Source organism: Streptomyces sporangiiformans (assembly GCF_005768555.2).
Classification (GTDB): Bacteria; Actinomycetota; Actinomycetes; order Streptomycetales; family Streptomycetaceae; genus Streptomyces; species Streptomyces sporangiiformans.
The window spans coordinates 31650-53726 of record NZ_VCHX02000070.1; the positions used below are offsets into that span (position 1 = coordinate 31650).

General features: G+C 70.7%; 18 protein-coding genes. 5 read left to right on the top strand and 13 right to left on the bottom strand.

Going from position 1 to position 22077, the window contains the following annotated elements; translation table 11 throughout:
* Window positions 1–3: 3 nt before the first annotated feature.
* From FGD71_RS06660 to FGD71_RS06690, 7 genes are all read right to left on the bottom strand, one after another.
* Complete coding sequence (locus FGD71_RS06660; RefSeq protein WP_119099484.1) at window positions 4–513, bottom strand: GNAT family N-acetyltransferase; 510 nt, start codon at window positions 511–513, stop codon at window positions 4–6.
* A 129-nt stretch (window positions 514–642) separates the two neighbouring features.
* Window positions 643–1734 (bottom strand): 5'-methylthioadenosine/S-adenosylhomocysteine nucleosidase, encoded by a 1092-nt coding sequence (locus FGD71_RS06665; protein ID WP_162931046.1) that lies wholly within the window; start codon window positions 1732–1734, stop codon window positions 643–645.
* 109 nt (window positions 1735–1843) lie between these two features.
* On the bottom strand, window positions 1844–2440 hold the full coding sequence (locus FGD71_RS06670; protein ID WP_119099452.1) for a GTP-binding protein: 597 nt from the start codon (window positions 2438–2440) through the stop codon (window positions 1844–1846).
* Window positions 2427–2783 (bottom strand): DUF742 domain-containing protein, encoded by a 357-nt coding sequence (locus FGD71_RS06675; protein WP_119099453.1) that lies wholly within the window; start codon window positions 2781–2783, stop codon window positions 2427–2429. Before FGD71_RS06675 ends, FGD71_RS06670 begins: the two co-directional genes overlap by 14 nt.
* A gap of 1 nt (window position 2784) precedes the next feature.
* Window positions 2785–3210, bottom strand: coding sequence for a roadblock/LC7 domain-containing protein (locus FGD71_RS06680; protein WP_119099454.1), 426 nt, complete (start codon window positions 3208–3210; stop codon window positions 2785–2787).
* A 14-nt stretch (window positions 3211–3224) separates the two neighbouring features.
* A complete protein-coding gene (locus FGD71_RS06685) occupies window positions 3225–5771 on the bottom strand; it encodes a sensor histidine kinase (protein WP_119099455.1) in 2547 nt (848 codons plus the stop codon).
* Between the two features lie 393 nt (window positions 5772–6164).
* On the bottom strand, window positions 6165–7061 hold the full coding sequence (locus tag FGD71_RS06690) for an NAD(P)-dependent oxidoreductase (RefSeq protein WP_119099456.1): 897 nt from the start codon (window positions 7059–7061) through the stop codon (window positions 6165–6167).
* 102 nt (window positions 7062–7163) lie between these two features.
* On the opposite strand from FGD71_RS06690, the gene FGD71_RS06695 reads away from it, so the two are divergent.
* A complete protein-coding gene (locus FGD71_RS06695; protein ID WP_119099457.1) occupies window positions 7164–7775 on the top strand; it encodes a hypothetical protein in 612 nt (203 codons plus the stop codon).
* 57 nt (window positions 7776–7832) lie between these two features.
* On the top strand, window positions 7833–8717 hold the full coding sequence (locus FGD71_RS06700; protein WP_119099458.1) for a PhzF family phenazine biosynthesis isomerase: 885 nt from the start codon (window positions 7833–7835) through the stop codon (window positions 8715–8717).
* An 89-nt stretch (window positions 8718–8806) separates the two neighbouring features.
* On the opposite strand, the gene FGD71_RS06705 is transcribed toward FGD71_RS06700, so the two are convergent.
* Window positions 8807–11107 carry a glycosyl hydrolase family 95 catalytic domain-containing protein gene (locus FGD71_RS06705; RefSeq protein WP_119099459.1) on the bottom strand — a complete coding sequence of 767 codons (2301 nt, stop codon included), beginning with the start codon at window positions 11105–11107 and terminating at the stop codon, window positions 8807–8809.
* Between the two features lie 103 nt (window positions 11108–11210).
* A complete protein-coding gene (locus tag FGD71_RS06710) occupies window positions 11211–11882 on the bottom strand; it encodes a polysaccharide lyase family 7 protein (RefSeq protein WP_119099460.1) in 672 nt (223 codons plus the stop codon).
* A gap of 237 nt (window positions 11883–12119) precedes the next feature.
* Here FGD71_RS06710 and nagZ point away from each other — a divergent pair, with 237 nt between their 5' ends.
* The gene (nagZ, locus tag FGD71_RS06715) at window positions 12120–13703 is read left to right on the top strand and encodes a beta-N-acetylhexosaminidase (RefSeq protein WP_119099461.1); all 1584 of its coding nucleotides are present in this window, start codon (window positions 12120–12122) and stop codon (window positions 13701–13703) included.
* A gap of 28 nt (window positions 13704–13731) precedes the next feature.
* On the opposite strand, the gene FGD71_RS06720 is transcribed toward nagZ, so the two are convergent.
* Window positions 13732–15048, bottom strand: a complete 1317-nt coding sequence (locus FGD71_RS06720) for a glycoside hydrolase 5 family protein (RefSeq protein WP_420878245.1) — start codon at window positions 15046–15048, stop codon at window positions 13732–13734.
* Between the two features lie 63 nt (window positions 15049–15111).
* On the opposite strand from FGD71_RS06720, the gene FGD71_RS06725 reads away from it, so the two are divergent.
* Both FGD71_RS06725 and FGD71_RS06730 read left to right on the top strand, forming a co-directional pair.
* Window positions 15112–16221, top strand: a complete 1110-nt coding sequence (locus FGD71_RS06725; protein ID WP_119099462.1) for an N-acetylglucosamine kinase — start codon at window positions 15112–15114, stop codon at window positions 16219–16221.
* Window positions 16222–16287: 66 nt separating this feature from the next.
* Window positions 16288–18651 (top strand): glycoside hydrolase family 3 N-terminal domain-containing protein, encoded by a 2364-nt coding sequence (locus tag FGD71_RS06730; RefSeq protein ID WP_119099463.1) that lies wholly within the window; start codon window positions 16288–16290, stop codon window positions 18649–18651.
* Here the strand turns inward: FGD71_RS06730 and FGD71_RS06735 are convergent.
* Genes FGD71_RS06735 through FGD71_RS06745 form a run of 3 tightly spaced genes read right to left on the bottom strand, consistent with a single transcriptional unit; the run spans window position 18615 to window position 21933 of the window.
* Window positions 18615–19538, bottom strand: a complete 924-nt coding sequence (locus FGD71_RS06735) for a carbohydrate ABC transporter permease (protein WP_119099464.1) — start codon at window positions 19536–19538, stop codon at window positions 18615–18617. The two genes, FGD71_RS06730 and FGD71_RS06735, sit on opposite strands and share 37 nt — an antisense overlap.
* A complete protein-coding gene (locus FGD71_RS06740) occupies window positions 19535–20554 on the bottom strand; it encodes a carbohydrate ABC transporter permease (protein WP_119099465.1) in 1020 nt (339 codons plus the stop codon). The genes FGD71_RS06735 and FGD71_RS06740 overlap by 4 nt, the downstream gene beginning before the upstream one ends.
* 2 nt (window positions 20555–20556) lie before the next feature.
* Window positions 20557–21933, bottom strand: a complete 1377-nt coding sequence (locus FGD71_RS06745) for an extracellular solute-binding protein (RefSeq protein ID WP_119099466.1) — start codon at window positions 21931–21933, stop codon at window positions 20557–20559.
* Between the last annotated feature and the right edge of the window lie 144 nt (window positions 21934–22077).

A 22077-nucleotide genomic window follows, 5' to 3' on the forward strand; every position in this document is an offset into this window, starting at 1 on the left:
GTCCTACAGGGCCGGGGTCTGGCCCAGGTCAGCCGGGACCTGGGCAGCGAGTTCCCTGAGGGGTTCACCGCTCAGCCGGCATACCGTCCACTCGTCCAGGAACTCCACGCCGAGCGACTTGTAGAAGTCGATCGCCGGCTCGTTCCAGGCCAGGACCCACCACTCGAAGCGCTCGTAGCCGTGTCGCTCGCAGACCGCGGCCAGGGAGGCGATCAGGGCCTTGCCGTATCCACCGCCTCGGGCGTACGGCCGTACGTAGAGGTCCTCCAGGTGCATGCCGCGCGTGCCGGTCCAGGTCGAGAAACGGGGGAACCACAGGGCATAGCCCACAGCCTCGCCCGTCTCGTCGTCTTCGGCGATCAGTGCGAACGCGGCGGGATGTTCTCCGAACAGCGCCTCACGGAGCTGCTCCTCGGTAGCTCGGGCCTGCTCGACAGCCCGTTCGTACTCGGCGAGTTCGCGGATCATCGCGCGAATCTCCGCGACATCTTCGACAGTTGCGGCCCGGATCATGCCGGAGATCATCTGCCACCGTACCGAGCCGTGTCCATCCGTTTCCGCGCCTTCTCAGCGGCGTGAACCCCGACCGCGGCAACCAGTTGTCGTGGCAGTCATTCCCCTCGTCCCTGTCGCCGCGTGAGACTACCGCTCCTCCAGCAGTTGGTGTTCCACGAGGTACAGATGAACGTCTTCCACAGCGGGTGCGCCGGGCCACAGGGAGTCCAGCGCCTCCATGAACCGGGCCCAGCCGTCGTAGGCCTCGCAGGTCCGCAGGAGTGACACCGCCTCCAGGTGCTGGTTCGGCTGCCGGCTCGTCATGACCCCGATCCCGGGCAGGTTGTCGAGCAGCTGCTGCCAGGAGGTGGGACTGGTGAGCCCCGGCACCTTGAGCAGCAACCCGGCGAGGGTGCCGAGCTGGCGGGGGGAGAGTCGACGGCGAGCCCGCTCTTCCGCTCCCGGTGACGACGCGGACCGCCGGCTGGTGTCCGACACGGAGATCAACTCGAAGGCGAACGCCGCCGCATGACGGGCCGCCACCGGCTGCCAGAGGGCGTCGTGCGCCGCGTCCTTGTCGCCGAGCAGATCGGAGATGCCCCGTACGACCAGGGCCTGCACGTGAGGGTTGATCCGGGCGGCGGTGAGCAGACCCAGCCCTTCCATCTCGACGGCCAGCGTGTCACTCGCCATGTCGCTCAGCAGGCGGCCGGAAGCCGACCGGGCATGGGCGACCACCTTGGCCCCGGCCGCGACCGCGCCTATGTGCGCGGTGGGAGTCACCTCGGGAGGAGGCACGATACGGCGCTGCCACCGCTTGTCCGCCGCGATCAGACGGGCCTTCTGCACCAGGGCGAAGGACGACGGCCATGACTTGATCCGTGGCAGGAAGCCGTTCTCCTCGTCACGGCCGGTCTCATAGCCGTAGACCGTGTCGGCCACCACCACGTCACCGAGTGCCGCGTCCTTGCGGCCTCCCGCCACCCCCACAAGGAGCACAACGGCCGGACGCAGCAGGGCGATCGCCCGCTCGCACAGAGCCGCCGCCATCTCGTTTCCGGGTCCGGCCAACTGCACGCCGACCGTCACGCGGCCGTGTTCCCCCGAGAAACTGCCGATCTCATAGGTCGCACCATCAAGGGTTCGTCTGACCCGGCCCGGATCGAGGTGATGAGCGGCGGCCGTGTACTCGGTCTCGATGGCAGTGAGAATGAAGACGTCGATCTTCTCCGCATCCACAGACCGTCCCCCCCTCCACGATCCGGACCTCCATGGTGAGGGATGCGCGCGGCCAGGGGAACCATGCGGACGGACGGTGCGCGCCCGCGAGCCGCCCCCCCTCACATGGTCAGCCCTGTTGGGGTACGTGGGTGGAAGAGGCGATCAACTGGTCGATCAGGGCGATCAGTACGTCCCGGCACGACTCGCGTTCTCGTGCGTCACAGAGCAGCACATGGGTCCCCTCCGGCAGCGCCAGCGCCTCGCGGATCTCCTCGGGCTCGTACGGATGCATCCCGTGGAAGCCGTTGACGCCGACGACGAACGGGATGTCACGCCGCTCGAAGAAGTCGATGGCGGCGAAGCTGGACTCCGGTCTGCGGACATCGAGGAGGACCACGGCTCCCAGGGCGCCGAGGGCCAGGTCGTTCCACATGAACCAGAAGCGCTGCTGGCCCGGGGTGCCGAAGAGATACAGGATGAGCTTCGGGCTGATGGTGATCCGGCCGAAGTCCAGCGCCACGGTGGTGGCGTGCTTCTTCTCGATGCCGTCGAGGTCATCGATCTTCAGCCCGGCCGAGGTCAGTGGTTCCTCGGTGCGCAGCGGGACGATCTCACTGACCGACCCGACCATGGTGGTCTTGCCCACGCCGAATCCTCCGGCGATCAGGATCTTGACCGTGTCGGGTGCTGGCGTCCCTCGGGTGTTGGGGTCAGAGCCGGCCAAGGCCGTCCCTCACTTTCTGCAGCAGGTCCAGGTCCGGGGTGTTCGAGACGGGGTGGGGCGGGTGGATGGTGATCCGTTCCGCCTGCAGCAGGTCGCAGAGCATGATGGCGACCACGCTCACCGGGAGGTCGAGATGAGCGGCGACCTCCGCGACGGCGATCGGTCGCGCGCACAGCCGCAGGATCCGGGTGTGCTCGGGCTGCGGCCGGGCGCCCCAGGTGGGCGGTGGGTCCACCGCGGTCACCGTCGTGATGAGGGTGAAGTCCGTGCGGTCCGGCCGGGTCCGGCCGCCGGTGAGGGCAAACGGCCGTACGAGACGGCCGGCCGCGTCGCCTCCGCTCACCTCATTCGCCGTTGCCGGCTGGGACTGTGCCACGTGGCGCCGCGCTGAGGTGCTCGCCGATCTTCTTCACCAGCATGTTCATCTGGTACGCCACCACGCCGACGTCCGCGCCCTGGTTGGTGAGCACCACGAGGTGGGCGCCGGGTCCGGCCGAGGTGAGGATCAGATAGCTGTTGGCCATCTCGATGAGCGCCTGGCGTACGGGGCCGCCGCGGAAGTCCATGCTGACGCCCTTGCTGAGACTCATCAGGCCGGACGCGGTCGCCGCCAGCCGCTCGGCGTCGTCACGCAGGAAGCCCAGCGACTTGCTGACGACCAGCCCGTCCTCGGAGAGCACGACGGCGTGGTTCACCTCGGCGACCCTGTCCACCAGGCCGGTGAGCAGCTGGTCGAGCTGGCTGTGTGTGGCGGGGATGGGGCGTGTCATTTCTCTGTCCTTCATCAGCTGTCTGCGGGCGGAGTCGAGGATGGGGGTCCCCCCTGGTCGAGCGAAGCCGAGAGCTTGGGGGATGACATGTCTGCGGCGGGAACCTGCGCGTCCAGGTCCTCCGGTGCGGTTCCCTCCCCTTCGTCGTCCTGCGTTCGGGCGTCGTCGTCGCGGGCCTGGAGCGTCCCGCGCTGGAAACCCGAGAGCGAGGAGGCGGCCCGTTCCGCGGTGAAGTCCTCGTAGGCGTCGTCGGCCTGGGCGGGCCCGGAGTCCTCCCGCAGCTCGGCGGCCAGGCTGGTCTGCGGTACGCGGCGCGGCAGCGGAGCGATTCCGTCGCGCCGGGCGGCGCCGGGCTCGGTGCCGGTGCCGGTGGCGGTTCCGTTGGCGGTGGCGGAATGTGACGCGGAGTCGGCCGCGGGGGCTTCGGCCGCCCGCGCCCGGACGGGCGAAGGCTGCGCCTCCGGTGTGCGTTCGTGGATCTGTCTGCCCGGGACGGAGGTGCCGGTGGAGCCGTTCACGGCCACGAGCGGCTCCGGCGCCGGGGAGTCCGCCGAAGAGCCCGCCGGGAAGGCCGGGCCGGTGACGGCGGTCTCCGTGTCCGGGCGTCCCTCCGTGGCAGGCTGGTCAAGGTCCTCGCGCACCACGATGTCGTGCGGGACCAGCACGATCGCGGTGGTCCCGCCGTACGGCGAGGAACGCAGGGTGACGGCGATGCCGTGCCGTGTGGCCAGCCGGGCCACCACGAACATGCCGAGCCGGAGGTCGTCGGCCAGCGCCACCACGTCGAACTGCGGCTCCACCGCCAGCTGGGCGTTGAACGACTCGTAGTCCTCCTCGGACATGCCGAGGCCGCGGTCCTCGATCTCGATGACCAGGCCCTTGGCCACCAGCCCGGCCCGCACACTGACCGGGCTGGGCGCGGGGGAGTAGGCGGTCGCGTTGTCGATGAGTTCGGCCAGCAGATGGATGACGTCCGCCACCGCGGGTGGCGCGAGGCACACCTCCTCGTCGGTGTGCACCTCCACCCGCTGGTACTGGGCGACTTCACCGATGGCGCTGCGCAGGATGTCGATCAGCGCGACCGGTTCGGTCCAGCTGCGCCGGGGCTGCTCGCCACTGATGATGACGAGGTTCTCCTCGTAGCGGCGGAGCTGGCTCGCGGTGGAGTCGAGCTCGTACAGGCTCTTGAGGATGTTCGGGTCCTGGTGCTCGCGTTCCAGCGCGTCGAGCTTGCTGAGCTGCAGATTGACCAGGTTCTGGCTCTGCCGGGCGATGCCCAGGATCACCTTCTGGAAGCCGCGTCTGGTGTCGGCGAGCTCCACCGCGGTGTGGACCGCGGTGCGCTGCGCGGTGTTGAACGCCTGGGCCACCTGGCCGAGTTCGTCCCGGCCGTAGTCCAGCTCGGGTGTGGCGGAGGCCATGTCGACCTTCTCGCCCCGGTCGAGCCGTGCCACCACGTCGGGCAGCCGCTCCTGAGCCAGGCCGAGTGTGGCCACCCTCAGCCCGCGCAGCCGCCGGGAGAGGGAGCGGGTGATGCGCCAGGACAGGACGACACACAGCAGCAGCGCGACGAGTCCGCTCGCGCTCAGGGAGGCTGCCTTGACCAGCAGGTCGTCGGCCTTTTCACCGCTGCGGTCGAGCAGGTCGCGGGTCTGCTGCCGGATCAGACTCGAGTACTGGGCCGAGAGGCTGTCCAGCGCGCCGTTCCACCGTTGCCGCGCGTCCGGCAGGTCGACCTTCCGGGCGGCACCGCTGCCCGTCGTACGGGCCGCCAGCACCTGGTCCTCGATGCTCTCCAGGGTCTTCCAGTCCGGACCCTGGAGGATGCGCTCGGTCCGGGCCTTCGCCGTGCCGCTCAGGGAGGGCACGACCTGGTCCTCGATGAGCCAGCGCCGGGCGTTCACCAGCTCGACGAAACGGGCCCGTGCAGGCTCCTTCAGCTGCCCCGACGGCCAGGCCAGGGTGAGCAGCGCGTCCTCCTGGGAGACCAGTTCCGCCGCGTGTTCCAGTCCGACGAGCGGACCGGCCTGCGAGGTGAGGTCCGCGTCGTCGATCTGGGAGAGTTCCTGGAAGGCGTGGATCTGGTCGTCGATGATCGACGTGTACTGGCCCAGTGCCTGCTCGCCGGTGATATTCGTGGGCTTGTCGACCTGGCTCCGGTAGTACTCAAGGCTCCCCACCCCGGCCATGACCGAGTACAGCCGGTCGCCGATCCGGTCGGGAGCCTCCTTGATCGCCTCCGACCGGCCGACGATTCTCGCGACCTCCGCGTCCGTCTCTTTCCGCTGCTTGTCCAGGGCGGTTCTGGAGCCTCGGGGCGAGGCCAGCCACATGGCCGACAGGCTGCGCTCCCTCTGCAGCGCGAGCGTCGCGTCGGTGCCCATGGCCCCGGTCGACTTGCTCAGTTCGGTCTGGGCCCGCAGCCGCAGTCCCTCCGAGAAGATCTGCGCGGTCGTCAAACCCCACATGGCGGCGAGGGTGACGCTCGGGACCAGCGCCAGAAGGATCAGGGAGAGACGTATGGAGCCGAGACGGCGTCGGGGACCTGTCCGTGGAGACATCGTCGTCCTAGAGCAATGAAATGAGCGGTGAGCGGATGGGACAGCGGGGAAAGGGGAAGGGGTTGACGGGGACGGGCGCGGTGGGGGGCCACGCGTCCAGTACGGCAGAAGGGGGTGCGCAGGATGCTATCCGTACAAGTGCCCGTACGCACCGTGAGAGACCGAAAACCTTGGTGATGGTCCAGTAAGACAGCGCCCCGATCAGCGGCTCCGTCGGCCGTGCGGCACACTGTCGCAGTCGTATCCTCGCGGTTTGGCCCGTTTTCGCCGTGCCGAGTGCGTACTTGGGCCCCACCACGAACACTTCGCGGTTTCTCCACCGTCTTCTCCACTGTCCGCACGGTCCGCACTGCCCGCGAGGTCGACCGCCCGGGCCGGCACCTGCCCGCGAACTCAACTGCCCGAGGTGCGTGCTTCGTCGAAGCTGGCGTAGTACGCGGCGGCCATGTCCTCGTCGCCGTGCCCCTGCGCGGCGGCGCGAGTGAGACGCTCGGCGCCGGCGGCGGCCACGTCGAGGCGGATGCCGTGCTGCTCGCCGGCCCGCACGATCAGGTGGGCGTCCTTGGCGGCGGTGGTCACCGCGAAGTCGGCCGGTGAGAGGCGGTCCTCCAGGACGAGGGCGGACTTGGCGCGCAAGTAGCCCATGTCGAGCGGGCCGCCGGCGATGGCGTCGAAGAAGCTCTGCGGGTCCACGCCGAGGGCCTGGGCCAGGGCCAGGGTCTCCCCGGCCGCGGTGGTGGCCGCGAGGACCCAGCTGTTGGCCACGAGCTTGAGACGGGTGGCGCTGCCCGCCGCACCGTCCTCGCCGGTCCACACGGTGCGGGCGCCGACAGCCTCGAAGACGGGCGTCACGGCCTGACGGCCCTGGCTCGGGCCCGCCGCCAGGACGAGCAACTGACCGGCCTCCGCGGGCTGGCGGGTGCCGAGAACCGGCGCGTCATAGAACACCAGACGATGCCCGGCGGCGAAGTCGGCCAGTTCGCCGACGGCCTCGATGCCGGCGGTGGTCGACTGCACCCAGGCGGTGCCGGGGCGCAGGGCGGGAGCGGCCTGCCGCATGACCTCCAGGGCGGCGGGACCGTCGTACAGCATGGTGAGGACGACTTCGGCGTCCTGGACGGCTTCGGCCGGGGTGTCGGCGATGTGCGCGCCGTCGGCGGCCAGCGGCTCGGCCTTGGCCCGGGTGCGGTTCCAGGCTCTGACGGTGTGTCCGGCCCGGACGAGGTTGCGGGCCATCGCGACCCCCATGATCCCGGTGCCCAGGACGCTCACGGTGAGCTTGTCGGTCATGCGGTGAACCTTCTGTCCCTTTGCTGAGTGGGCTGATTGCTGCGTGCCTGCCCACGATCCATCTCGTCACGCGACTGGTTCCCCGCTTTAGGGTCATCGCTCATGGGGGCAGACATGGACGGTGCGATCGAGGTCCGCTCGGCCGCGGGATGCTGGGAAGTCGAGGTCGACCTGCCGGCCTTCCGGCTGGGGCGGGACCGCGACGTGTGGGACTGTCTGTTCGGCTTCGGCGGGACGGGGGATGTGGAGCGTCCGCTCTTCGCCGACCGCGGACTTCCGGACGACGTCTCCGATCCGGTACGGGAGACCGGCGTCGGCGACCACCAGCACAGCCATACGTACGCCACCTGGGCAGACGTCGCCGCGGTCGACTGGGACGCGCCACTGGCCGACCGGCCCGCCTGGTCCTGGGCCGGCCGGTGGCGGCCGGGGGAGGACGGCGAACTCGTCCTGCATGACGTCGTGGTGGCAACGCCCGACCTGGGCGACGCGGCGGCCGACACCTTCGGCGGGGATCTTCTCCTCGCACCGTCGCAATGGCCGCCGGGCGGCGAGGTGCGCCTGGACGGCGAGGTGTACCGGCCCGTGGTCCTCACGGCGCGGATGCAGGCCCCTCCGGATGACGAGCGGTGGGCCCCGGTCTGGAAAACGATGGGGGACCTCGCCGCCGAGCACGGGGACGAGAACGTACGCCTGGTCGTCTGGTTCGGCTGAGACCGTGGCCGACGATAAGTGAGTGACGAGGGGGCCGCCCCGTGGGAGCGTGGGGCCATGACCTTCGAAACCACGGACGTCCTGCGCTACTCCGCCTTCACCCCGGGTGACCTCGCCGAGTCGGGCGCGGTCGGTGGCAACCCCGCCGGCATCGTCCTGGACGCCGCCGTCCTCGACGCCACCCGCATGCTGGCCATCGCCGCCGAAGTGGGCTACTCGGAGACGGCGTTCATCACGGACCGGGACGACGCGAACGGCCGCTTCCGGGTGCGCTACTTCAGCCCACTCGTCGAGGTTCCGTTCTGCGGGCACGCCACCGTCGCGACCGCCGTGGCGCTCGCCGAACGGATCGGTCCCGGGACGTTCGTCTTCGACACCCCGGTCGGGGAGATTCCGGTGTCGACGGCCACCGGCGCCGACGGGGCGGCGCGCGCCACGCTCACCAGCGTCCCCGCGAGCTCGCGCCCGGCCACACCGGAGGAGACCGACGCGGCGCTCGCCGCGCTGCGCTGGGCGCCGGGCGACCTGGACCCGCGGCTGCCGGCGCACGTGGCCTTCGGCGGGGCGGAACACCTCGTGCTGTCCGCAGCCTCCCGCGCCCGGCTCGCCGACCTCGCCTACGACTTCGACGGCCTCGCCGACGTGATGCGGAAACACGGCTGGACCACGCTCCACCTGGTGTGGCGCGAGGCGGACGACCTGTTCCACGTCCGTGATCCCTTCCCGGTCGGCGGTGTGGTGGAGGACCCGGCGACCGGAGCGGCCGCCGCAGCGTTCGGCGGCTATCTGCGGACCCTCGGACTGGTGCGGGAGCCGATGACCCTCACGCTCCGGCAGGGCGAGGACATGGGTAGCCCCAGCGAACTGCGGGTGGACGTCGACCCGACGGATCCGCGGGTACGGGTCACCGGACGGGCGCGGTCCATCGGGGACCCGCGCTGACCGACCAGGAGCTGCCGTAGCCGGCGGGGCGGCTGCCGGCTGAGCCCTGGGGCACGACGCGGGCCCCCGATGACGTACCGCGACCGTCCCTACGGCAGACCCCAGGGCTCGCCCTTTTCGCCCGGGGCAACCGGGGAGATGACGAGGTCGGGGCGTTCGCCGGCGTACAGCAACACCTCGCGGCCCTTGGGGAGTTCGACAGCGAGGGTGCCGTCGTCCGTGGGACGGGTGCGGGCCCGGCTTCCGTCGTCGAGGAGTGCGGTCACCGGGCCGCCGGTCAGACCGTGCCGAAGTTCGAGCGGCTCGCCCGCCAGACTCCGTACGCGGACGAAGCGCGTGACACCTCCGGTGCGGACCGCGCTGACGAGGAAGGCTCCCTGGGCGCGGAAGTCGTGCAGGGTGACATCGGCCCAGGAGTCCGGCACGGCGGGGAAGACCCGCAGCACGCCGCCCCAGCTCTGGCAGAGCATGTCGTGCAGGGACTGCGACGCCGACAGCGGTGTCTCGATGACCGGACCGGCTTCGGTGTAATGGGTGTTGGCCCGGCACGGGTAGCGCGTGGTGGTGTCGAAGAACTTCTTCAGATACGACAGGGCCGTGTCGCCGCGGCCCATCATCGCGTACAGCGACGCCGCGCCCGTGTAGCTGTAGCCGCGGTGGGAACCGGTCAGCGCGTGCCAGTGGACCACCGACTTCTCGATCAGTTCACGGCTCTCCGGCTGGTCCCAGTTCACGAGGTACAGCGGATACACCATCAGCAGATGGGAGTAGTGGCGATGGGACTGGGCGTAGGGGGTGTCCGCGCCGATCATGAACCCGTTGTCGTCCACCGGATACGGCGTGAGCCTGGCCAGTACCTCCTGCCACCGCGGCTTCAGCGGATCGTCGACGCCGAGCCGCCCCGCCGCCTCCAGGAGCGCCGTACAGCCCCAACGGATCAGCGCCAGGTCGTAGTTGGTGTCCTTCGGAGGCACGACGGGATACTCCGGGGACAGCGTGCTCGGCAGATGCAGCTTGCCGTCGCTGTCCGGCTGAAGGAAGTGCAGGTAGTAGTTGATCGCGCGGCGCAGCAGCGGGAACACCGTGTCGCGCAGCAGCGCCTTGTCCATGCTGTGGCGGTAGCTCAGCCACACGTTGTGCAGCGCCCAGGTCAGGTTGCCCGCCTCGCCGCCGCTGCCCGGGGTGCTGACGCCCCGGTTCGCGAACATGTCGGAGCTGCGGCCGACTCCGGCGCTGTCCGCCCGGTAGGCGGTGGGCACATTCGCGATGAGCTGTTCCTGGTTCTGGCGCAGAGTCGTGGCGAGCGAGTCGAGTTCCAGGTGGTTGGAGCCGTGGATGAGCCAGTACTCCAGCTGGACGTTGAGGTTCCACCAGACGGCCGGCCAGGGGGTGGGCTCCAGCCAGGGCCCCGAGGTGGCCATCACGGGGCCTCCCGCACGACTGGCCGACGCGATCTTGTACAGCTGGATCCAGTGGAAGCTCTGCAGCCGCTCGTCGGGGATCGAGACGAAGCTCTTGCGGTAGAACGCGTGCCACCAGCGGGTGTGTTGCCTGCGGAGCTCTCCGTATGAAGCGGCGCGCTGGATCTTCCTGAGCGAGGCCTCGCCGGCCCGGGTGCCCGAGGGATGGCTGTGGGCGACGTTGAGCAGGAGTGAGCCGCCGGAGCGGCGGTAGGCCGTGGCGGTCTGGCCGCCGCCGGCGAGCGGCTGCAGCACCTGTTCCACGTCGCCGTCGGTCCGGGTGGTCCAGGGCGGGTTGGACACGTATCCGGCGGGCGGCGCCTCGCTGATCTTCCGGGGGCTGATGGCCTCCTCGGGGTGGAATGTCCAGCGGACCTCCTCGTCGCCGTCGGCCGTCACCCGCGCGGCGAGGATCCCGTCGTGGATGAGGGCGGAGAGGGTCAGGGAGCCCTTGTCGGTGGTGATCGTGCCGGTGAGCTCGGCGTTCCACAGACTCAGGCGCCAGTCGACCGCGCCGATGGTGCCGACCGGGTCGAGGGTCAGATGCCCGACGGGCAGCCGGCAGGTGCCCCAGCCGCTGCCGAATTCAGGGCGGTGGTCCTGCACTTCGCCGTGCTGGACGGTGAAGCGGATGCTGTTCGCTCCCGGTTGCCGGTACACCATGCTGCCCAGCCGCCCGTCGCCGAGGAACGGCCCTTCGTGCCACAGCGTGGGCATTCTGCGCCACACCAGGTCCTGTCGGCGCAGGAACTCGGCCCACGCGCCGTCCGAGTCCATACGGTTGCGGAGCCGCCAGCGGCCGTTCCCCGGATCGGCCGCACGGGAGGGGGCGGCGGCCTGCGAGGGGGTGGCGGCGTGGGCGGCTTCGGGCAGTGCGGCCAGCGCCGTGCCGACGGCCGCCGAACCGAGAACTGCTCTCCGTGAGGTCATGCGGGTGCCTCCAAGACGGGTGCTTCCAAGAGGGGTGACGGTGGCTCAACGGACCGGATGTGAACCGGCGGTTCTCCTCGTCGCGCTCGATCGAGCCGCACGCTCACCGCGTCCAGTACGTGATGTTGCGGAAGCGGGCCTCGGCTCGGCCGCCGCCGTGGTGGTAGACGCCGTTCTTGAAGTGGCGGGTGGCCTGACCGCGGTCCTGGGTCGTCAGCACCAGCTCGTCGTCGAAGTAGACGTTGACGCTGCGGTCGGAGGCGTTGTGCGCGAGCTTGACGTTGAACCAGGTGTCGTACGCGTCGGTCTTCAGGACCGTGCGGTCGTACGCCCGCACGGTGCCGCCGCTCGCCTTGTACGCGTTGAGCATGAAGTCGGTGGCGGGGGTGCCCGAGGGGTGGATCACCCGGAGGATCTGTACGAAGGTCGCGCCGTCGGTGCCGGACGGGATGTACACGTCGGCGTCCCACATGTGCCGCCCGGACGTGTACTCCTGCTTCCAGCGCATCTCGGTGCGCGGATCGGTGGAACTGCCCTGCGACATGGGTTGGTCGGTGCTGTACACCCACATCCGGTGGACGCCGCCGCTGTTGCTGTAGCGGTCGCTCAGGCCGAGGTTCCACGGCTTCTGCATGCCGTAGGTGAACGTGGTCTTCTTCCAGCCGTCCGTGGGGGACGAGGGTGCGGCGGAGGACGTCGACGGGCTCATCGCCCAGGCGGCGCCTCCGGCGAGTAAGCCTCCGGCTGCGAGAACCGTCCGTCTTGTTGGGTTCATGTCACAAGCTCCTGTCGGTGGATGTGTGAGATTCATCGGAGCTATTGCTTGGGCGCAACGTAGAACTGGTCCAGCAGTGCGTCAATATGGCGGACGTGCGGTCAGAGATCCGATGTGTAGCCTGCTTGGCCTGGACCTGCATCTATGGGTGTGATGCGGGTTGACGGAACATTCCCTTTGAATCAGCAATCCATCGGATCATTGACTTTCGGCTGAACGAGCCAGAGGATTCCCGGGGTGACCCACTCCGAGCACGCGTCCGTCGGACCGGCCCTGCCCCGCGACCTGGACGAGGCCGTCCATCGCTGCCTCGTCGCGGGATTCGAGGGCACCACGAGCATCCCCGACACCCTGAAACGGCTCATCGACCGAGGTCTCGGCGGAGTCATCCTGTTCACCCGCAATGTGCGCGACGTGCGGCAGGTGCGGGAACTCACCCGGGCGCTGCGCGCGGTCCGCCCCGATCTGCTGGTGGCCATCGACAACGAGGGCGGCGGCATCGGCCACCTGGTGAACGCGGGCGCGCCCGAGGTTCCCGGCTCCTGGGCGCTCGGAGTCGTGGACGACACCGAGGTCACCGCCCGGTGCGCCGACGCGCTGGCCGGACATCTGGCCTCGCTCGGCATCACCGCCTCGTACGCCCCCGTCGCCGACCTTCAGCACCATCCGCGGAACCCGATCGTGCGCACCCGCTCCTTCGGCGCCGACCCCCATCTGGTCTCTCGTCATGTGCACGCCTGGATCACCGCGACCGAGGCGCGCGGCATCGCCTCCTGCGCCAAGCACTTCCCCGGGCACGGCGGCACGGTCACCGACAGCCACCACGACATGGCGGTCGACCCACGGCCGTACGACGAACTCGATCTCGACCTCGCCCCCTTCCGGGCCGCCGTCGCCGCGGGTGTGCCGATGCTGATGAGCGCCCATGTCGTCTTCCCGGCGCTGGACCCCGACCGCCCCGCCACCCTGAGCCCCCGCATCCTGAGCGGCCTGCTCCGTGACGAACTCGGCTTCGACGGCGTCCTGGTCAGCGACGCCCTGGAGATGAAGGCCATCGCCGACCGCTACGGCGAGGCCGCCGGCGCCCGGCTCGCCCTCGCCGCGGGCGCCGACCAGGTCATCGTCGCCGTCCCGGACCTGGAGACCACGGTCGCCTGCCGGGACGCGGTGCTCGACGCGCTGCGCACGGGGGCCCTGCCGGAGCAGCGGGTACGGGAGGCCGCCGCGCGGGTCCTCCGGCTGGCCGAGCGCTACTCGACCCCGGCGGACTCGGTGTACTCGGCGGATCTGGCGGATCTGGCGGATCTGGCGGATCTGGCGGGCCCGGCGGCCCAAGCGGCCCCGGGTGCGGTCGCCGGCTGGGACTCCGGGACCGGGCTGGAGGCCGCTCGCAGGGCGGTCCGCGGCCGGACCGCATCGGCGCCCGCGCCCTGGCCCGTGCGGGGCGCCCATGTCGTCGACCTGTTCCCGCCGCCGCACCCCGCGCTCAACTGGGGCGGCGAGGACCTGCTGACCGAGGTGCTCGTCATCGATCCCGCGGCCACGGGAACGGCGCTCACCGAGGCTCCGGCGGACCCGGCGGGCCTCGTCGCCGGGATCCTGCGCCGTGCCGAGGGCTCCGCGCTGGTGGTCGCCGTGCACGATGCGGAGCTGTACCCCTGGCAGGCCGAGTTGCGCGACGCGCTCCTGGCCGGGCGGCCGGATGCGGTACGGGTCTCCACGGGGTTGCCGGAGGCCGGTGACGCGGACGATGTGCTGTGCTCGTACGGGCGGGGGCGCGTGAACCTGCGGGCGGTGGCGGAAGTGCTGGTGGGTGGGTGACGAGCATGCTCATCGCCCTCCACCTCCTCTACCTTCCCTCGCTCACCCGAACCACCTCCCTGATCCCCCGCGCCGCCAGGTACCCCCCGTCGTCCGCCCGCGCGGCCAGGACCACCGCCGGCCGGACGCCCTCGGTGCGCAGCCTCATCCACGCCTCGAAGCAGGCGCCGCCAGGCCCGGACACCGACCGCGTGCCGGGCGTGCAGTCGAGGATCAGGGCCGTGTCGCGCGGCGGCACGGAACGGGGCTCGGCGCGCAGCTCGGCGACGGTGTCGGCGAAGGCCGTGGCGATGGGCTTCGCGTGGCCCGCGGAGTCGAACAGGCCCAGGGTGTACTCGAGTTCGGGGAAATCGGCCAGGGAACGGTCGACGTCGTGGGAGCACCACCAGGTCACCCCCCACAGTCCCGTGCACCCGGCCGCGTTCCGCACGGTCGCGCGGGCGAACTCCGGGGCGTCGCCTGCGGGGATGTGCGGTTCGGGCGCTCCGGTCTCCTGGACCCAGACCGGCCGCGCCGGGTCGTCGGCGTAGGCCTTGGCGATCTCCACCCCGTACTCGGCGAGATGCAGCACCTGCGGGGAACGGGGACCGTAGCGGCGCGCGCAGTCGCCGGAGAACACCCACGGGTGGACGGTGGTCAGGTCGCCCTTGCGGGCGGAGGCCTCGGGGGTGAACGGGTGGTCGTCGCCGTACCAGGCGGCGTCGTACGCCGAGTGCGTGACCAGGTGGCGGTGGCCGGGCGCGGCGCCGGAGAGGCCGTCCCTGGCGGCGGCGAGGAGGGTGTCGAGGTAGTGGTCGACCTGCTGAACCGTCACCGGGTTGTGTTCGACCATGTTGTTGAGCTCGTTGCCGAGCTGGAGCCCGATGAGGTGCGGCCGGCCGGCGAGGGCGCGGCCCAGCACGCGCAGCAGTTCGGCCTGCGCCTCGACGGCGTCGGGGTCGGTGAAGACGTTGCGGTGGTGCCAGCTCCGGGTCCACTCCGGGTAGAAGTCGAAGCTGGAGAGATGCCCCTGCACGCCGTCCACGAGGACATCGAGGCCGGCCTCGGCCGCCAGATCGACCAGCCGCACCAGCTGGTCGACGGCGGCCGGGCGGACGAGCGTGCGGTTGGGCTGCAGGAGCGGCCAGAGGTGGAAGACCCGGACGTGGTCGAGACCCAGCCCGGCTATCTGTGCCAGGTCCTCGCGGGCCTGCCCCGGGTCGAAGTCGTGCCAGGAGTGGAACCAGCCGCGGCGCGGGGTGTAGTTGACGCCGAACCGTAGAGCCGGTGCGGGCGCGGGGGGAGTTCTGATGGGGTCCTCCTCGATGGGGGAGTACGCGGCTGTACGTACGCGAAGGCTGTACACGAAGGCGCCCGGCGGGCGATCAGGGCTTGTCCTCGGGGAATGTATCAACCACCATGGTCGCCGATGAGCAATGAATTGAACCAGGACCTTGTGGTCGGCCTGGACGCCGGCGGCACCCGCACCCGTGCTGTCCTGGCGACCGCCGAGGACGGGCGCCCGCTCGGCGAGGGCCTGGCGGGCCCCGGCAACGCCCTGACCGTCCCCGTGCCGCAGCTCACCGAGCACCTCGCCGAGGCCGTCGGCCAAGCGGTGCCCGAGGGGGCGCGCGGCAGGGTCGTGGCCGTGGCCGGCGGTTTCGCGGGCGCCACGGGAGCCTCCCCGGACGAGCCCGGGCGCCTCAACGCGCTGGCCGCCCTCACCGCCGCGCTGCGCGGCCTGCACATCACGGCGGAGTCGGTGGGGATCAGCAGCGACATCGAGGCCGCGTTCGCCTCCGCTCCCGGCGCCCCCGCCGACGGCCTCGCCCTGGTGGCGGGCACGGGCGCGGTGGCCGCCCGTATCTCCGGCCGCCGCTGCGCCGCCACCGTGGACGGCGACGGCTGGCTCCTCGGTGACGACGGCAGCGGCTTCTGGATCGGCCGCAGCGCGGTGCGGGCCGCGCTGCGCATGGCTGACGGGCGCGGCGACCCCACGATGCTGGCCGCGTCGGTGGGGCGAGCGCTGGAGCTGCCGGAAGAAGTACTGCCGCACGAAGCCGAGGGGCTGCCGCACGAGGCCGGGGGGCTGCCGCACGAGGCCGGGGGGCTGCCGGACGAAGCCGATGTCCTGCCGGACGAAGCCGATGTCCTGCCGTACGCGGGGGAAGGCGCCGTCCCGCGGGAATGGACCCGGCACCGGCGCGAGGCCTACCGCATGCACCTGCTGCCCGCCGTGATGGCTCAGCCACCGATCCGGCTCGCCCGGCTCGCGCCGCTGGTGGTCGAGGCGGCCGGGCGCAAGGACGCCGTCGCCGGGGCGATCCTCGACGGGGCGGCGGACCAACTGATCGAGGCCGTCCGGGCGTTGGCGCCCCGCCCCGGCGAGCGGATCGTCGCCACCGGTGGCCTGCTCGGCCCGCACGGCCCCTTGACGGCACCTCTGACCGGCCGGCTCCAGGTCCTCGGCTTGACGCTCGACTGGGTGGCGGACGGCTGCCGGGGAGCCGTGGCCCTCGCCCGCCTCGGCGCCACCTGAACCGCACGCAGGTACGGGACGACACGCCCGTACGGCACGACCATCACGGACGAAGGGACCGGCCGCATGCCGACTCCGGACCACGCGGCCTCCCTGGCCGAGCAGCGACCCGGGACCAGCGCCCCGCTCTACCGGGACCCCGGCCTCCCCGTGGACGCCCGCGTCCGCGACCTCCTCTCCCGGATGACCCCGCGCGAGAAGGCCGGCCAGCTGAACCAGCGCATGTACGGCTGGGACGCCTATCGCCGCACCCCGGGCGGCGCCTTCGAGCTGACCGAGGCCCTGCACGCGGAGACCGAGCGTTTCGCGGGACTCGGCGCCCTGTACGGACTCTTCCGCGCCGACGCCTGGTCCGGAGTCGACCACGCCACCGGGGCCGGTACGGCCCACAGCGCCGCCCTCGCCGATCTGGTGCAGCGTCATGTCGTCGCGTCGAGCCGCCTCGGCATACCGGCCCTGTTCGTCGAGGAGGTCCCGCACGGCCACATGGCCCTCGACGCCACGGTCCTCCCCGTCAACCTGGCCGTCGGCGCCACCTGGGACCCCGATCTGTACGAGCTCGCCGCCGCCCACGCAGCCGCCGAACTGCGCGCCCGCGGCGGCCACGTGGCCCTGGTCTCCGCGCTGGACATCGCACGCGATCCGCGCTGGGGCCGCACCGAGGAGTGCTTCGGGGAGGACCCGTACCTGGCCGCCCGGCTCACCGAGGCGCTCGTCCGCGGCATGCAGGGAGAGGCGGGGGAGGCCCAGGACGGCCTCTTCGCCGACGACAAGGCCCCTGTCGTGCTCAAGCACTTCGCGGGGCAGGGCGCCACGGTCGGGGGACGCAACTCCGCCGAGTCGGAACTGGGGCTCCGGGAGCTGCACGAGATCCACCTCCCGGCCGCCCGCGCCGGAGTCCGCGCCGGAGCCGCCGCCGTCATGGCCGCGTACAACGAGGTCGACGGGATGCCCTGCTGCGGCAACCGGGCCCTGCTGCACGAACTGCTCCGCGAGCGCTGGGGTTTCCACGGACTGGTCATGGCGGACGGCCTGGCCGTGGACCGGCTGGCCAGGATCACCGGCGACAAGGTCTCCGCCGGCGCGCTCGCGCTGAACGCGGGCGTCGACCTGAGCCTGTGGGACGAGGGCTTCACCCACCTGGAGGAGGCGGTCGAGCGGGGGCTCGTCGGCGAGGACGCCCTCGACGCCGCCGTCGCCCGCGTCCTGAACCTGAAGTTCCGCCTCGGACTCTTCGAACGGCCGTACACCGCCGATCGTTCGGCGCCGACGCCCTCACCCGCCCGCGGGCGCGTCCTGAGCACCGCCCTCGCCCGCGGCGCCGTCACCCTCCTCCACGACGACGGCGACGTGCTGCCCGTACGGCCCGCGGTGTCCCGTATCGCCGTCCTGGGCCCGCACGCCGCCACCCCCGCCCACCAACTCGGCGACTACACCGCCCCCCAGCGCCCCGGCACCGGGGCCGGCGTCCTCGACGGACTGCGTCGCCTCGCCCCGCCCGGTCTCGCCGTCCGCCACGCCCGCGGCTGCGCCCTCACCGGGGACGACCTCGCCGACATCCCCGAGGCCGTCGCCGCGGCGAGCGCCGCCGATCTGGCCGTCCTCGTCCTGGGCGGCAGCAGCGCCCGTACCCCGGACACGGACTTCGACGCCAACGGGGCCGCGCGCACGGCCGTCTCCGAGATGACCTGCGGCGAGGGTGCGGACCTCGCCGGACTGCGGCTCGGCAGGGCCCAGCACGCGCTGCTGGACGCCGTCACCGCCACCGGCACGCCCACCGTGGTCGTCCTGGTCCAGGGCCGCCCGCACGCCGTCCCCGAGGCGGCCGACCACGCGGCCGCGCTACTCACCGCCTGGTACCCCGGCCCCTGGGGCGGCGACGCGATCGCCGAAGTACTGCTCGGACACGCGGAACCGGGCGGGCGGCTCCCTGTCTCCGTCCCGCGCTCGGCGGGCCAACTGCCCGTCCACTACAACCACAAGGACACCGAGTACGGGTCGTACGTCGACGACAGCGCCGAGCCGCTCTACTCCTTCGGGCACGGGCTGACGTACACGAGTTTCGGCTACGGCCCGCCGCGCCTCGCCCAGCACACCGTCGAGGTCGACATCACCAACACGGGGCAACGCCACGGCCGTACCCTCGCCCAGCTCTACATCCGCCGCCTGCAGACCCCCGTGTGGCCGCGCACCCTCGAACTGCGGGCCTTCCAGGGCGTCGACCTCGCGCCGGGCGAGCGGCGCACGGTCACCTTCCCCCTCGGCGCCGGCCAACTCGCCCAGGTCGGCGCCGACCTGGAGACGGCCGTGCTGCCCGGCACCCTGGAGATCCGGGTCGCTCAGTCGTCGCGGGCCGCACTCACCGCCGTACCCCTCACGTTGGTGACGGATCGTCAGAACTTCACGGCCCCCGCCGAGACACCCTTGTAGAACCACCGTTGCGTGATGAAGAACAGCACCAGCACCGGGACGATGGAGATCACCGACCCGGCCATGACCACCCGCTGGTCGTAGCCGAACGACGAGCTCTGCAGTCGTGAAAGACCCAGGGTCAGCGTCATGCTGCTCTCCGAGCGCAGCACGATCAGCGGCCAGAGGAAGTCGTCCCAGGCGGCGATGAAGGTGTTGATGACCACCACCATGATCGCGCCCCACGCGGACGGCAGATAGAGGTGCCGGAAGCGCTGCCACTCGCCCGCGCCGTCGATCATCGCCGAGTCCTCGAGCTCGCGCGGCACCGCCAGGAACGCGCCGCGCATCAGCAGGACGTTGATGGCAGCGACAAACCCGGGCAGCCACACGCCCACCAGGCTGTCGACCAGCCCGAGGTCGCGGATGCTCAGGAACAGCGACACCATGATCGACTCGAAGGGGAACATCATGGAGGCGGCCAGCAGAATCCAGACGGCCTTGCGGCCCTTCCAGGCGGGCTTGGAGAGCATGTAGCCGGCCGTGGTGGAGAACAGCAGCTGGCTGGTGACGGACAGGACGACCACGATCACGCTGTTCCAGATGTACGTGGCCACCGGCACCTGCTCGAAGACCGCCCGGTAGGCCCGCAGCGTCGGGTCGTGCGGCAGGAGTGTGGCGTTCGCCCCGAAGACGTCCTCGCTGGTGCTCTTCAACGACGCGAGGAACTGCCAGATCAGCGGCCCGACGGTGATGCCGAGCACGAAGAGCAGCAGCAGGTAGCGGACGATCAGTTCCCGGGGGCGGCCGTAGTCCCGCCAGCGAGGCAGGCGCGGCCGGCGCGGGCGACGAGTCCCGGTGGTCCGGGGCGCCTTCCGGGGTGCCTCGGCGGTGGTGAGGCTCGTCATGACTCGTCCTCCTTCGTCAGGCGCTGCGCCAGCAGGGTCAGCCCCAGCGTCAGCAGGAAGAGCGCCACACTGACCGCGGACCCGTAACCGGCGTTGCCGGTCAGGGGATCCAGGCCGACGTCGCGGATGTAGAAGGGCAGGGTGCGGTCGGCGCCGCCGGGGCCTCCGGTGGAGCTGCCGAGCATGTAGATCTCGGTGAACACCCGCAGCGATCCGATGCCGGTGAGCGTGCCGACCAGCATCATCGCCTGCCGCACGCCCGGCACGGTGATGTGCCAGAAGCGCCGGACCGCACCGGCGCCGTCCATGGCCGCCGCTTCGTGCAGTTCCTTGGGCACGTTCCCCAGAGCGGCCAGGTAGAAGATCATGTACCAGCCGAGTCCCTTCCACAGCGTCAGGCCCATCGCGGAGAACAGGATCAGCCACGAGTCGGACAGGAAGGGGATGGCGTCCTTGATCAGATGGGCCTTCTCCAGCGAGGTGTTGATCAGCCCTTCGTCGGCCAGCAGCCACTGCCAGCTCAGACCCACGACCACGCTGGAAGCGAGGACCGGTGTGTAGAAGGCCGACCGGAAGAAGCCGATGCCGGGCAGGTTCTTCTCCACCAGGATGGCGAGCAGCAGCGGCAGCAGCACCATCAGCGGCACCACGATCAGCGCGTACAGCAGGCTGTTGCGGGTCGCCAGCCAGAAGTCGGAGTCGTCCAGCATCCGCGTGTAGTTGGACCACCCGACGAAGCTCGCGGCGCCGCCGAGCGGCTTGGCGTCGGTGAACGACAGCAGGAGCGTGTTGAGGAACGGGAACACGCCGAAGACCGCCGCGCAGATGATGGCGGGCGCGGCCCACAGCCAGGGCTGCCACCAGCGGCGGTACAGCGCCGCTCCGTTGGCGCCCGGGGAGGGGCCGGGCCTGAGGGCCCGGCCCAGTCGGCGTATGCGGGACGGGGCCGTGCCCGGCACGGAGGCTGTGCGCTCCGTACCGGGCACGGACACCGGCTTCGCGGTGTCGGTCACCACGTTCAGCCGCCCTGCTTCAGCAGTTCGTTCGCCTTCTCCTGGGCGTCCTTCACCGCCTGCTCGGGGCTCTTCTTGCCCTGCATGGCCAGCTGCACCTGGGACACGATGGCCTTCTGCACCGCCGGGGAGATGACGGTCTGGTAGGCGGTGGCGGTCTTGAGCTGCTCGGCGACGAGCTTGCGGGCCTGCGCGAACGGGTCGTCACCGGTGGCGTTCTGGAAGAACGGGTCGTCCAGCGAGGCCGAGGTCGTCGGGAAGATCACCACGTTCGGGTCCTTGCACCAGGCCGTCTGGTTCTCGGCGTTGGTGAGGAACTTGGCGAACGCGAGCGCCGTGGGGGCGTTCTTGCTGGTCGAGGCGACCGAGATGTACTGCGGGGCACCGGTGGTGTGGCCGAGCGCGTCGAAGGGCTGCTGGCCGACGCCGGTCTTGTCGTAGACCGACGGGCTGTTCTGCTTCACGAAGCGCACGAAGCTCGGGTTCGTCGAGCCGTACGCGACCTGGCCCTGGCTGTACGGCGTGGAGGGGTCGTTGCTGGAGGACAGCGAGTCCTTCGGCATGGCGCCTTGCTTGTACAGCTTCGCCATCCAGGTGACCCACTGGGTGGTCCTCGGATCATCGGCGAAGGTGGCGGTCTTGCCGTCGGCGGACACCGTCTTGATGTCCATCTGGTCCCAGTCGGCCGGTATCCGCCAGATCGGGTTGGCCATCGTCGCGTAGTACTTGCCCTTGGCCGATTTGGCGATCTTCTCGTAGTCGGCGAACAGTCCGAAGATGGTCTTCGGCGGGTTCGCGGGGTCGATCCCGGCCTTCTTCAGCATGCTGGTGTTGTAGGTCAGCAGGACGCCGCCGGTGTACCAGGGGAACACGGTGTGCACGGACGCGCCCTTGGCGTCCTTCATGGTGCTGGACTTCCAGAACGCCGGGACGAAGGGCTTGGCGGAGGAGGGGTCCTTGGTGCCCAGGTTGAGCAGGTAGCCGTGCTTGGTGAGGGCCGTCGCGGTCTCGGCATTGAGGTTGATCACGTCCGGCAGGGTGCAGCCCTGGGCGTCGGCGACGTTCCGCTGGGTGAACGTCGCGTCGCCGGGGTCGTCGATCCACTTGACCTTGGTGCCGGGGTGGGCCTTCTCGAACGCCTTGATGACTCCGTTGAAGAACCCGCCGAAGTCTTTCTTCAGGTTGGTGGTCTGGAAGGTGATCTTGCCCTTGATGTCGCCGGAGAGCTTGCCGGAGCCGACGTTGCCCTTGTCGACCTTGCAGTTGCCCACGGCGGCCTCCCCGTCGCCGGAGCTGCTGCCGCCCGACAGGCCGCAGCCCGCGGCCGTCAACGACACGACGACGAGACACGTCAGGGATCTGGTGAGTCTTCTTGCGCGCATGCTGCCCTCCTGGGACCAGCGGCTGCTGGTTCAAATCACCAACTTGGAGTCCGATTGATGAAAAGGTGGACCAGAATTCATCGGAGGTCAATGGGTTGCCGTGTTGCGTTTCGGTTCCGTACGTGACTCGTGTATGCCGTCTGC

Coding starts and splice junctions, on each gene's coding strand:
- FGD71_RS06660 (WP_119099484.1), bottom strand. CDS start 513: ATGATCCGGGCCGCAACTGTCGAAGATGTCGCGGAGATTCGCGCGATG.
- FGD71_RS06680 (WP_119099454.1), bottom strand. CDS start 3,210: ATGACACGCCCCATCCCCGCCACACACAGCCAGCTCGACCAGCTGCTC.
- FGD71_RS06685 (WP_119099455.1), bottom strand. CDS start 5,771: ATGTCTCCACGGACAGGTCCCCGACGCCGTCTCGGCTCCATACGTCTC.
- FGD71_RS06690 (WP_119099456.1), bottom strand. CDS start 7,061: ATGACCGACAAGCTCACCGTGAGCGTCCTGGGCACCGGGATCATGGGG.
- FGD71_RS06695 (WP_119099457.1), top strand. CDS start 7,164: ATGGGGGCAGACATGGACGGTGCGATCGAGGTCCGCTCGGCCGCGGGA.
- FGD71_RS06700 (WP_119099458.1), top strand. CDS start 7,833: ATGACCTTCGAAACCACGGACGTCCTGCGCTACTCCGCCTTCACCCCG.
- FGD71_RS06705 (WP_119099459.1), bottom strand. CDS start 11,107: ATGACCTCACGGAGAGCAGTTCTCGGTTCGGCGGCCGTCGGCACGGCG.
- FGD71_RS06710 (WP_119099460.1), bottom strand. CDS start 11,882: ATGAACCCAACAAGACGGACGGTTCTCGCAGCCGGAGGCTTACTCGCC.
- FGD71_RS06725 (WP_119099462.1), top strand. CDS start 15,112: ATGAGCAATGAATTGAACCAGGACCTTGTGGTCGGCCTGGACGCCGGC.
- FGD71_RS06730 (WP_119099463.1), top strand. CDS start 16,288: ATGCCGACTCCGGACCACGCGGCCTCCCTGGCCGAGCAGCGACCCGGG.
- FGD71_RS06735 (WP_119099464.1), bottom strand. CDS start 19,538: ATGACGAGCCTCACCACCGCCGAGGCACCCCGGAAGGCGCCCCGGACC.
- FGD71_RS06745 (WP_119099466.1), bottom strand. CDS start 21,933: ATGCGCGCAAGAAGACTCACCAGATCCCTGACGTGTCTCGTCGTCGTG.